This window comes from Chryseobacterium sp. Marseille-Q3244 (genome assembly GCF_940807095.1).
Lineage (GTDB): Bacteria > Bacteroidota > Bacteroidia > Flavobacteriales > Weeksellaceae > Chryseobacterium.
In genome coordinates, this window is sequence record NZ_CALNWX010000017.1 from 18,108 (window position 1) to 30,000 (window position 11,893).

Sequence of the window (11,893 nt, forward strand, 5' to 3'; positions counted from 1 at the left end):
TCCCATGATTCCAGGAAAAGATACTAACGTAGGAAAAAGCGAAGCTCCCAAAGAAAAGTACGGAACCTTTGCGCTGTTTGATATTGAACATTTTTTAAGAAGATTACTCAAAAACTGGTATTGGTTTGCCTTTATGTTCCTTATTGGCTATGCCATTTCTTGGGTATACAGTAAATACTATGCTCAGAATGTATATGCTTCAGATCTATCCTTAAGTATTTCTAATAATACTTCAAGTTATTTTAGTCCTAATCAGTCTATTAATTTCATTTGGGGACAAGGAGGGAATCAGGACGGTGTTTACTTAAAGAAAATGCTCTTTTCCAGATCTCACAATGAATATTTGGTTAAAGAACTAAACCTTTTTGTAAATTATTCTACCAAAGGGCTTATCAAATCTACCTATCTGGATAAAGATGATTCTCCGGTTTTTCTCGACGTCGATAAGAAGCATCTTCAACAGGTAAATTATCCAATTACATTAAGACCAAAAGGAAACGGAACATACGAGGTGGTGCTGCCGGAAGAAGGACAGTCTACAGGGCTGTATAGCTATGCAACAGAAAGTTTTCATAATATAAATACCTACAACAGACCGGCAAATAAGATTATTAAAGTTAATGAATGGTATAATTCCCCGAATCTGAGATTTAGGTTAATTCAAAACCCGGTTACCCCTAGCATCAAATTAGATAATATTATTGTCAATTTGGCGACAGTCAACCAGAGTGTTAATGATATTGTGTCTACTATAGCAGTGAACTTTGATAAGGAGATCAATACCATCATGATTATCAATAAAAAAGGCTATAATCTTAACAGTACAGTAAATTTCTTGAATAAATCAGTTGCTGAACTTCAGAAAAAAAGACTTGAAGATAAAAATACGGTTAATAAAAATACAACAGCTTATCTACAAGGAAGCTTAAATGGAATCCGTAAAAAATTAGATTCTGCTGCCCTTGTTCTGAATTATTTGAAAACCTCAGAAAAACTTTACAATATTAAAGACAGAGACGAAAAATCTCTTGAAAAAATAAAAGATCTTGAAGCAAAAAAAGCTGATATTGTAAGCAAAATTACCTCTCTGAATACTATTAAAAGTACTCTTCAGTCACAGAATTTTGATAAAATGATTGCTACCAATGCTGCCGGTTTTGAAGATGGGTTTTTCTCCGCTTCTGTGAGCGAACTTAAGGCTTTGTATACCAAAAGATCAGAATTAGCCCAAATTTACAAACCTGCTTCCGAGCCCATGAAGGAAGTAAACAGGTTAATTAATGAAGCTAAAACAGGATCTTTTAATAGTTTAAAAAATTACTACACCAAGTATTATGATGAGATCAACAAAATTGATCGTCAGGTTTCAGATGCGAATTCGGATTTAACTTCTTATCCGGAAAAAGAAAGAAAATATCTGGATGCTGAAAGAGGGTATAATATGATTGAAGCTACATATAATAGTCTTTTAAACAGACAAAATGAAGCTCAGATGAATGTGGCAACCAATCAATCTGATATTAGTGTGATTGACCCTGCTAAGAACATTGGCCAGCCACCTGTAAGCCCTAATATTAAAATGGCAAAAGCAGCAATAATAGGAGGAATGTTGTTCTTACCAATACTGTTTATTCTGATTGGTGAAGTGCTTGATAATAAGATTAGGAATATTAAAGAATTATTGAGTGTAACGAAAATTCCACTTCTTGGTGTCATTGGAAATAACAGTAGTGAAAATATGCTTACGGTTTTGGAACAACCGAAGTCGTCTGTTTCAGAAGCGTTTAGAGGAATTCGAGCTAATATGAGATTCCTGATGAATAATGAGGATGAAAAAGGGAAAGTGATCTTGATCACTTCTTCAGTAGGAGGAGAAGGGAAAACTTATATTTCCATTAACTTGGCTTCCGTATTAGGATTAAGTGATAAAAAAACAATTCTTTTAGGGATGGACCTTAGAAAGCCAAAGATTTTTGGTGACTTTAAAATTGATAATAAATATGGTATTTCAAACTATCTTACAGGAGAAGTGAATATTGACCAGATTATTAATCATACCAAAATTCCTAATCTGGATGTTGCTACATCTGGACCCATTCCTCCGAATCCTTCAGAATTGCTGATGAGTCAGAGAAATGTTAAGTTTTTACAGGAACTGAAGGAAAAATATGATTTCATTATTATAGATTCACCGCCAGTAGGGTTGGTAGCAGATTCTTACGAACTTATGAAATATTCTGATGCCAATATCTATGTAGTTCGCCACGAATATACTGAGAAATATATGATGAAGCTCATCACGGAGAAGTATCAGAATAGTGAAATTGAACATTTAGGACTTATTTATAATGACTATAATACGAAGCAGGGCTACGGCTATGGATATGGCTACGGCTATGGCTATGGTTATGGGTATTTTGATGAGGATAAAAATTATAAAGAACCGTTATTAATTAGAATACGGAATAAGATGCAGAGAATGTTTAATAAAAAATAGAGCCTTAAACCCTCATTCGATGGGGGTTTTTTCATACTTTATATATTTTCATTCTATGGAAAAAAGAATATTTTTGCCACTTTGTCGTTTACTTTATAACAAATTATGTTTTTTTGTTTATTTTTAACTAAACATTAAGATTATCATTAATATAAAAATGTTTTATATTTGCAAAAATTAAATTTTAAAATAACCATAAATCCATATTCTTTTATGAATAAAAAATTATTGTTTAGCTTCCTTGCCTTCCTTGGAGTGGTGAGTGTTAAAGCACAAAGAAACGAATTGGGGGTTCGTCTAGGTATGAGTAACCTAGTGGGTGATGTAGGGAGCACAAGTTATATTTTACAAAAGCCGTTGGATTTAAATAGAATGTCGGATTGGGGGATCCCGTTTTATGGTGGTATTTTATATAGATTTAATTTTAACCCTCACCAAACTGTTAGATTGGATTTAGGATATAATCAGGTTCAATTTAGTGATAAAGCTGCAAAAGAAGAATATAGAAGAAATAGAAATGCATACGGGAAAAATAACGTATATGAGGCAAGTTTAATGTTTGAATATAATTTTTTCCCAGTTAATAATGAACAAATAGGTATGGTAAGCCCCTATATTTTTGGAGGTATCGGAGCTTTGGTGTTTGATGCACCTAAAGCTAATCTCGCCCATGATTTCAGAAGAGATCCGGACGGTGTAGCCTTGGCTCCAATTAATGAAATGGACTTTAAAACAACTACCGAATATTCATTAGGCAAAAAAGTTACCATGCATATCCCTTTTGGTGTAGGGTTAAAGTATAAATTTAACCATACTTGGGCTATATTTGCAGAAGCAACATTTAGATACACTTTGACCGATCAGCTTGATCATAGTAAAATTCTACCTGAGGATGTGAAAAGCTCCTTTAATGCCGACATCTTGGATCCGGCTTCAGGAGGTTCTTTACTACAGTCTGGTAACTATTATGCAGTTGCTAAGGAAAGAGAAGAAGAGTTTATTAAAAAGAGAAATATTGGAGATGAAAGATCCAAAGACTGGTTGAATACATTCAGTTTAGGATTAACGTTTTCGTTCGGAAGACCTCCATGTTATTGTGATTAATTAATATGTCGTTGATTAAAGATAAAATAAATTCTGAGAATTTACCAAAACACGTAGCCATCATTATGGATGGTAATGGGAGATGGGCTAAATCTCGTGGCGAAGAAAGAAGCTTCGGTCACAAAAATGCCATTAATGCTGTAAGAAATGCTATTAATGCATGTAATGAGATCAATATCCCTTATTTAACACTGTACACATTTTCTTCAGAAAATTGGAGCCGTCCTTCTGAAGAAGTGAATACCCTCATGAATTTGCTTGTGGAAACTTTGCTGTTAGAAGCAGAGGAAATCTTTAGCAAAGGGTTGAGGATGCATGTGATAGGGAATCTTGAAAAGCTGCCCGCTTTAGTAAGAGAGCAGCTGCAACGTGTGGTAGAACTTACAAAAGAAAACACAAAAGGAAACCTTGTACTGGCGATAAGCTATGGCTCACAAAATGAAATACTGCAAGCCGTTAAAAATATCAGCTCAGATGTAAAAGAAGGGAAAGTAGAAGTAGAGAATATAGATGAAAAACTATTCGAAAACTATCTCTATACCAAAGATTTTCCTCCTGTAGATCTATTGATAAGAACTAGCGGCGAAATAAGAATAAGTAATTTCCTTCTTTGGCAGATTGCTTATGCTGAATTACAGTTTTTAAATGTTCTATGGCCGGATTTTACCAAAGATATTTTCTTCCAATGTATTGTTGATTATCAAAACAAAGAAAGAAGATACGGATTAACCGGAGAGCAGATACAAGGCCAATAAATTTTAAAGAAAAGAAAGACTCGATAAAATGAAGTTTAGACTATTACCCATCATTATGTTTGCTGCTTCTGCACATTTTTATGGACAAGTAACTCCACAAGACAGCACGAAAGTAAACAATGCTGTACATGCAGACAATGAGGTAGGTACTTACACGCTTAAAGACATTGTTGTAGATGGGGTAAAAAAATATACACCAGCTCAGATCCTTAGATTTACTGGCTTATCCAAAGGAGAAAGCGTAGACATTCCAGGGCAGAAAATCAGTAATGCTGTTAAAAAGCTTTGGGATACCCAATCCTTCTCTGAAGTGGAAGTATACGTTCAAAGTATTGAAGGACAGACTGTAGTTCTTAAATTCTATCTTCAGGATCTGAAAGAACTTGGGGAAGTGAAATTTAAGGGGAAAGGAATTGGGAAATCAAAAAGTGAGAAACTGGCAAAAGACAACAATCTGAAGCCTGGTACAAAGATTACCCAGAACTTGGTGTCAAGTCTTAAAACAAACATCCCGAAAGACTATATCAAAAAAGGTTTTGCTGATGCAAAAATCACAATCGAGGATAAAGTAAATGCCGGAGATCCTGCTTTGGTAGACTGGACGATTAATGTAGATAAGGGTAGAAAAATTAAAATCGACCATATTGAATTTGAAGGAAATCAGAGTGTAACCGATAGAAAGCTTAGAAATAAAGCTTTTAAAGAAACAAAACAAAAACGTTTCAGCATCGGTGGTATTTTGAAACCCTCTAAATTCATTGAAGATAAATATCAGGAAGACAAACAAAACCTGATCAATTATTATAACTCTTTAGGATATAGAGACGCGAAAGTCGTTTCGGATTCTGTATGGAGAAATAAGAAAAACAACTACGAAATCAATGTAAAGCTTAACGAGGGTAAAAAGTATTATATCGGTGATATTACGTTCACTGGTAATACGGTTTATGCTACAGAATACTTACAGAGATTATTAGGATACAAGAAGGGAGACATCTATGATGCAGTAGGATTCAACAAAAAAGTTGGTGAAGATGGAGGTAAAGAAGATGATTCTGATATCAAATCCGTTTATATGAACAACGGATACCTTTTCTCCAATGTTACACCGGTTGAAAAATCTGTGAACGGTGATGCTGTAAACTTAGAAGTTAGAATTAACGAAGGTGAACAGGCTACTTGGAACAAAGTAACGTGGCAGGGGAATACAACAACCCATGACCACGTAATCCTTAGAGCATTAAGAACAAAACCTGGAGAATTATTCAAAAAAACTGAAATAAAGAGAACCTATTTTGATTTAGCAGGGATGTCATTCTTTGATCCACAACAGATCGGACAGGATATTCAGCCTAATCAGGTAGATAATACTGTAGATGTTAACTGGAAACTTGTAGAAAAAGGATCTTCTCAGGTTCAGTTACAGGCAGGTTATGGAGGTAACAGCTTTATTGGTACTTTAGGATTGACATTTAATAACTTCTCATTGAGAAACTTCCTTAAGTTTAAGGATTTCAAACCGGTACCACAGGGAGATGGACAGACTTTCTCTATTCAGGTGCAGGCAGGTCAGTACTTCCAGAACTATGGAGTGTCATTCGTAGAACCTTGGTTATTTGGTACAAGACCAACAGCACTTTCTGTGAGTTTAAATAACTCAAGAGTAAGATATAGTGATATGTATGGAAGCTCTCAGAAATTAAATATATTCTCGGCAACAGTAGGGTTGAACAGACTATTGAACTGGCCGGATGACTATTTCTCTCTATATACGGGAATTCAGTTCCAGAAGTATGACTTTAATAATTATCCGTTCCAGTTTGGAGAGACTACAGAATATAATGGATCAGCTAATAACTTCAGTATCAATTTAGGGTTAAGCAGAAACTCCGCCGGGATAGATCCTATCTTCCCGACAATGGGTTCGAATATTGAACTTTCTGCTAAATTAACACCACCATATTCATTGTTCAGTAATAAAAACTACGATACAATGAAACCGATTGATAAATACAATTGGATGGAATTCTATAAGATCAAATTTAAGACAGATATCTATAACGAAATTGCCGGTAAATTGGTGTTGAGATCTTCTGCTGAAATGGGATTCATGGATGGATATAACAAAAATCTTGGAGCACCGCCATTTGAAAGATTCTATGTAGGAGGTACGGGATTATTTGGAGGTAGATATGACGGTAGAGAATTGATTCCTTTAAGAGGGTATGAAAATGCAAGTACTTATGGAGGGGAAGCTGAAGATATTACCCAAAGAGGTGGAGGAACAATCTATAACCGATTTACTTTAGAGTTAAGATACCCGATTTCAATGAACCAAACCGCTAAAATTTATGCATTAACATTTGCTGAAGGAGGTAACGTTTGGAACTCATGGAGTAATTATAATCCATTCCAATTGAAAAGATCAGTGGGTGTAGGAGTTAGAGTGTATATGGGGGCATTCGGATTGATCGGGTTCGACTTTGCTTATGGATTTGATAAGACAATGTCAGGAAACCCATCAGGATGGCGAAACCACTTCTTGATGAACCAATCATTATAATTATAAATATGAAGAACTTTAAAATAACCATCACTTTTATATTACTCTTAATTTTTGGGTTGGGAAATGCTCAGAAAATCGGAGTGGTAGATACTAATGAAATTTTAAATAAATTACCTCAGTATAAAGAAGCCGAAGCGAGACTCAACTCTCAGATCGATACCTGGCAGTCTGAACTACAAAACATGCAGTCAGAATATGAAAGAAAAAAAGCGGCTTTTGAAAGTGAAAAAGTGTTATTGATAGGTGACCAGCTGAAACTTCGAGAAAAAGAAGTGGTAGATCTTGATAAAAATGTCAAAACTACTACCAGCTTACGTTTCGGAGCTAATGGTGAAATAGCAAAATTGAGAACAAATCTCGTTTTACCATTTCAGGACCAGATCTGGGAAGCCATCAAAACAATGTCCGAAAAAAATGGGTTGGGCATAGTTCTTGATAAAAGCAATAACATTAGTGTTATTTTTCTTCAGGGAAAATATGATTATACAGAAAAAGTATTAACTATTTTACTGAAGGGAACAGATAAAAAAGAGAAAACTACAAGTAAAAGTAAAAAGTAAAATTGTAAGTTAACTTTTACGTAAATTTGAAATCTAAAAAAAAATTAAATTATTTATTTACCAATTATGAAAAAATTAAGTGTATTATTTGCAGCAGTAATGATGGTTGTTTCTGTAGGTATGGCAAAAGCTCAAAAAATGGCTACTTTAGATGTATTGGGAGTTCTTAATGCAATGCCTGAAAAGAAAAAAGCAGATGCTGACCTTAAAACATTCTACGATACTAAACAAGCTGAGATCAAGAAAAAATATGATGCTGGGCAAGCTAAACTAAAGCAATATAGCGAAGAAGCTCCTAAGAAGTCTGCAGACGAAAACAAAGCTAGAGAAGCTGAATTACAAAAAATTCAGGAAGAAATAGCTCAAATGCAGGATAAAGCTCAAAAAGATCTTCAAGCTAAGCAAGAAGTAGCTTTCGGACCAATTGAGAAAAAATTGAACGATGCTGTAGACAAAGTTGCTAAAGCTAACGGATATGAGTATGTAATGGATGCAAATTCACCTGCATTCCTTTACAAAGCAGGTGCTGATGCTACTGCAGCTGTAAAGAAAGAATTAGGAATTCAATAATTTCGGCAAATTAACAAAGATTTATAACACAAACCGCCTCCAAAAGAGGCGGTTTGTTTATTTTTGCGGAATGGAAAAAGAAGTATCAACTATAGTAAAAGTTAGGTTTAGCGATTGCGATCCCATCGGTCATTTGAATAATGTAAAATATCTCGATTATATGTTCAATGCCAGAGAAGATCACGTAGAGACTTTTTACGGATTTACTTATGAAGAATATACCAAACAAACAGGCTGCACATGGATTGCCATTCAAAATGAAATTGCCTATCTTAAAGAAGTAAGATACAATACTCAGGTAGTCATCAGCAGTAAAACTATCGATGTACAGGACAGAACAGCCAAAGTTGAAATCCTGATGAAAAGCTTAGATGAGAAAACAATTCATGCCGTACTTTGGGTAACCGTTATTTATTTCAATATGAAAACAAGAAAATCGGAAGTACATCCTGAAGATATAAAAGAAACTTTTAATAAGTTTTATGTAGATCTGATACAAAAAGATTTCCAATCGAGAGTTAAGTTTTTAAGATCCCAAAATGCCAAAAACTCTTAATTGATATTTCTATTGAGAATTTTTTGATCATTTAAAATTAATTATATATGAAAAAAATAGCAGTAATAGGTAGCAACGGCCAGTTAGGAAACTGTATTAGAAAGATTGCTCCCGATTTTGAAAATCAATATGAGTTTCTTTTTACAGATTCCACAATCTTAGATGTTACCAATGCGGAACAGGTAAATGACTTCTTTTACGATAATAAACCTGATTTTTGTATCAATGCTTCTGCATATACAGCGGTAGACTTGGCAGAGAAAGAAGAAGAAAAAGCTTTTGCAGTAAATGCTGATGGAGTTGCTCACCTTGCTCAGGCTTGTGCTGATTATAAAACTATCCTGATTCATGTTTCTACAGACTACGTTTTTGATGGAGATACAAACCTACCTTATTCAGAAGATGATTTTACCAATCCAATAGGAGTATACGGAGCATCAAAAAGAAAAGGAGAAGAATTAGCATTGGAAATTAATCCTAATACTATTATTCTAAGAACTTCCTGGCTATATTCTGAGTTTAACAAAAACTTTGTGAAAACAATGTTGAACCTGTTTTCTCAGAAAACCGAGTTAGGAATTGTAGCAGACCAGTTTGGTCAGCCTACAAATGCTAATGATCTTGCAGATGCTATCATGGAAATCATCGAAAATCCAAATAAAACCTTTGGGATTTTCCACTTTTCAAATTACCCGGAAACCACATGGTTTGATTTTGCGAAGAAAATTGCTGAATTCTCAAAATCCTCAATACAATTAAATGCATTAACAACCGAGCAGTATCCAACTCCTGCCAAAAGACCTGTTAGAAGTACCATGTCTCTGGATAAAATAGAAGAGATCTATAAAATTGAACCTAAACACTGGGAACACAGTCTTGAAGAATGTGTTGACATCCTTACTCAACCACAATAATATGAAAAATATAGCCATCATCTTTTCCTTAGTATGTACTCAGTTTTGGAGTGCACAAAATGTTTATCTGAGCAAGGTGGAGAAAACCGTTGACCATTCAGATAAGTTTCTGTATAAAAAAAATGAAGCAGAAACAGAATCCATCTATTTAGGAGAAGCTGAAGTCCAGGGATTCTCAAAAGATGATGCAATGGTATTTTCATTAGTATACAAAAAAGCAAAAGAGATTGGTGCGAATACTTTTGTAATAAAACCTTTTGAAAATATTGACGGATCACCTCAAGCCTTTAATGCTTCTAATTATAAGATCGCGTTATATTACACTCCAAAAGAAAAACTCAAAGTTCAGGAAGGATCAATGTATATATTTGCCTCTTCAGAGAAAGATCAGAAGATTAATATTAATAGAAAAGATTATACAATAAAGCCGAGGTCATTTTTTAAATTAAAAATTGTTCCGGGAGAAGTGTATACCATTTCAACTAAGAAACTTTTAGGTTCAACAGTACAAGTCCAGCCGAAGACAAATGATGATAACTTATACTTTCAGGTATCATCATTAAAAATTAAGCCGGACACTTCAGGAGTTGGAGGGTTAAACCTTAAATCAGGAGATGTAATTGGCTTGGAAAAATCATATGCGGAATTTTTGAGCGCTATTTACACAGAAATGATGCCATAAAAACATTGCCAAAAGCCTTAATTTGTCTTTTACTTATACAAGAATCCTAATTGACCAAATTTTGGTTAAAATTTTTCTCCCATAGTACCAGTACTTTAAGGGTAAAACATTACCTGAGTATGAATTTTATGTTAAATAAACTTGCGTGAAATGGATGAAGTTTCTATCTTTGCCCCACTGAAAAACGAAAGGGATTCAGTAAGCGCAGAAGAGCTTTTAAATAAGCATAAACATTATACTTTACGAAAGAGACAGACGAAAAAAAACTTTTAATTTTTAGGATTTAAAAGTTGCGAGTTAAAATAAAGTTTGTATCTTTGCAGTCCCAATTAAGGGAGCGCAGGAGTAGAGGGATTAAGGGTTAGGAAAGAGATTAAGGTTACTTAAAAAACTTTAAAATTTTCTTTCAAAACATTTGGTCGAATCAAAATAAAGTTTTACTTTTGCACTCGCAAATACGGAGCGACACTGACAGAAAGATTGCTTCGTTGAAAAGCGGAAGATATAAAGATCATTGACATACAATATAACAACCAAGTAAGGAAAAACTAAAGCGTTAAAAAACTTTGAGTGAGTCAGACAAACATACAATGGAGAGTTTGATCCTGGCTCAGGATGAACGCTAGCGGGAGGCCTAACACATGCAAGCTGAGCGGTAGAGATCTTTCGGGATCTTGAGAGCGGCGTACGGGTGCGGAACACGTGTGCAACCTGCCTTTATCAGGGGGATAGCCTTTCGAAAGGAAGATTAATACCCCATAATATAAGAAACGGCATCGTTTTTTATTGAAAACTCCGGTGGATAGAGATGGGCACGCGCAAGATTAGATAGTTGGTGAGGTAACGGCTCACCAAGTCTGCGATCTTTAGGGGGCCTGAGAGGGTGATCCCCCACACTGGTACTGAGACACGGACCAGACTCCTACGGGAGGCAGCAGTGAGGAATATTGGACAATGGGTTAGCGCCTGATCCAGCCATCCCGCGTGAAGGACGACGGCCCTATGGGTTGTAAACTTCTTTTGTATAGGGATAAACCTACTCTCGTGAGAGTAGCTGAAGGTACTATACGAATAAGCACCGGCTAACTCCGTGCCAGCAGCCGCGGTAATACGGAGGGTGCAAGCGTTATCCGGATTTATTGGGTTTAAAGGGTCCGTAGGCGGATCTGTAAGTCAGTGGTGAAATCTCACAGCTTAACTGTGAAACTGCCATTGATACTGCAGGTCTTGAGTGTTATTGAAGTAGCTGGAATAAGTAGTGTAGCGGTGAAATGCATAGATATTACTTAGAACACCAATTGCGAAGGCAGGTTACTAAGCAACAACTGACGCTGATGGACGAAAGCGTGGGGAGCGAACAGGATTAGATACCCTGGTAGTCCACGCCGTAAACGATGCTAACTCGTTTTTGGGGCGCAAGCTTCAGAGACTAAGCGAAAGTGATAAGTTAGCCACCTGGGGAGTACGTTCGCAAGAATGAAACTCAAAGGAATTGACGGGGGCCCGCACAAGCGGTGGATTATGTGGTTTAATTCGATGATACGCGAGGAACCTTACCAAGGCTTAAATGGGAAATGACAGGTTTAGAAATAGACTTTTCTTCGGACATTTTTCAAGGTGCTGCATGGTTGTCGTCAGCTCGTGCCGTGAGGTGTTAGGTTAAGTCCTGCAACGAGCGCAACCCCTGTC

9 protein-coding genes and 1 rRNA gene (1 of these 10 running past the window's edge) are annotated in these 11,893 nt (G+C 35.7%); all 10 read left to right on the top strand.

What is annotated here, in order from left to right; translation table 11 throughout:
- The first annotated feature begins 4 nt into the window (after nucleotides 1-4).
- Nucleotides 5-2,497, top strand: coding sequence for an exopolysaccharide transport family protein (locus tag NBX25_RS21010; protein WP_250255293.1), 2,493 nt, complete (start codon nucleotides 5-7; stop codon nucleotides 2,495-2,497).
- A gap of 168 nt (nucleotides 2,498-2,665) precedes the next feature.
- A complete protein-coding gene (porG, locus tag NBX25_RS21015; RefSeq protein WP_250255294.1) occupies nucleotides 2,666-3,601 on the top strand; it encodes a type IX secretion system protein PorG in 936 nt (311 codons plus the stop codon).
- A gap of 5 nt (nucleotides 3,602-3,606) precedes the next feature.
- Nucleotides 3,607-4,356 carry an undecaprenyl pyrophosphate synthase gene (uppS, locus tag NBX25_RS21020; protein ID WP_250255295.1) on the top strand — a complete coding sequence of 250 codons (750 nt, stop codon included), beginning with the start codon at nucleotides 3,607-3,609 and terminating at the stop codon, nucleotides 4,354-4,356.
- A gap of 28 nt (nucleotides 4,357-4,384) precedes the next feature.
- Nucleotides 4,385-6,919 carry an outer membrane protein assembly factor BamA gene (gene bamA / locus NBX25_RS21025; RefSeq protein ID WP_250255296.1) on the top strand — a complete coding sequence of 845 codons (2,535 nt, stop codon included), beginning with the start codon at nucleotides 4,385-4,387 and terminating at the stop codon, nucleotides 6,917-6,919.
- Between the two features lie 8 nt (nucleotides 6,920-6,927).
- The gene (locus NBX25_RS21030) at nucleotides 6,928-7,482 is read left to right on the top strand and encodes an OmpH/Skp family outer membrane protein (RefSeq protein ID WP_250255297.1); all 555 of its coding nucleotides are present in this window, start codon (nucleotides 6,928-6,930) and stop codon (nucleotides 7,480-7,482) included.
- A 66-nt stretch (nucleotides 7,483-7,548) separates the two neighbouring features.
- On the top strand, nucleotides 7,549-8,052 hold the full coding sequence (locus tag NBX25_RS21035; protein ID WP_123909821.1) for an OmpH/Skp family outer membrane protein: 504 nt from the start codon (nucleotides 7,549-7,551) through the stop codon (nucleotides 8,050-8,052).
- Between the two features lie 70 nt (nucleotides 8,053-8,122).
- On the top strand, nucleotides 8,123-8,608 hold the full coding sequence (locus NBX25_RS21040) for an acyl-CoA thioesterase (RefSeq protein WP_123909822.1): 486 nt from the start codon (nucleotides 8,123-8,125) through the stop codon (nucleotides 8,606-8,608).
- Nucleotides 8,609-8,655: 47 nt separating this feature from the next.
- Nucleotides 8,656-9,522 (top strand): dTDP-4-dehydrorhamnose reductase, encoded by an 867-nt coding sequence (gene rfbD, locus NBX25_RS21045; RefSeq protein WP_250255298.1) that lies wholly within the window; start codon nucleotides 8,656-8,658, stop codon nucleotides 9,520-9,522.
- Between the two features lies 1 nt (nucleotide 9,523).
- On the top strand, nucleotides 9,524-10,204 hold the full coding sequence (locus NBX25_RS21050; RefSeq protein WP_250255299.1) for a hypothetical protein: 681 nt from the start codon (nucleotides 9,524-9,526) through the stop codon (nucleotides 10,202-10,204).
- A 587-nt stretch (nucleotides 10,205-10,791) separates the two neighbouring features.
- A 16S ribosomal RNA gene (locus tag NBX25_RS21055) occupies nucleotides 10,792-11,893 on the top strand (it continues 415 nt past the right edge of the window).

Bases quoted from the DNA above. Each gene is read 5' to 3' on its own strand.
- NBX25_RS21010 (WP_250255293.1), top strand. From the start codon at position 5: ATGATTCCAGGAAAAGATACTAACGTAGGAAAAAGCGAAGCTCCCAAA.
- uppS (WP_250255295.1), top strand. From the start codon at position 3,607: ATGTCGTTGATTAAAGATAAAATAAATTCTGAGAATTTACCAAAACAC.
- bamA (WP_250255296.1), top strand. From the start codon at position 4,385: ATGAAGTTTAGACTATTACCCATCATTATGTTTGCTGCTTCTGCACAT.
- NBX25_RS21030 (WP_250255297.1), top strand. From the start codon at position 6,928: ATGAAGAACTTTAAAATAACCATCACTTTTATATTACTCTTAATTTTT.
- NBX25_RS21035 (WP_123909821.1), top strand. From the start codon at position 7,549: ATGAAAAAATTAAGTGTATTATTTGCAGCAGTAATGATGGTTGTTTCT.
- NBX25_RS21040 (WP_123909822.1), top strand. From the start codon at position 8,123: ATGGAAAAAGAAGTATCAACTATAGTAAAAGTTAGGTTTAGCGATTGC.
- rfbD (WP_250255298.1), top strand. From the start codon at position 8,656: ATGAAAAAAATAGCAGTAATAGGTAGCAACGGCCAGTTAGGAAACTGT.
- NBX25_RS21050 (WP_250255299.1), top strand. From the start codon at position 9,524: ATGAAAAATATAGCCATCATCTTTTCCTTAGTATGTACTCAGTTTTGG.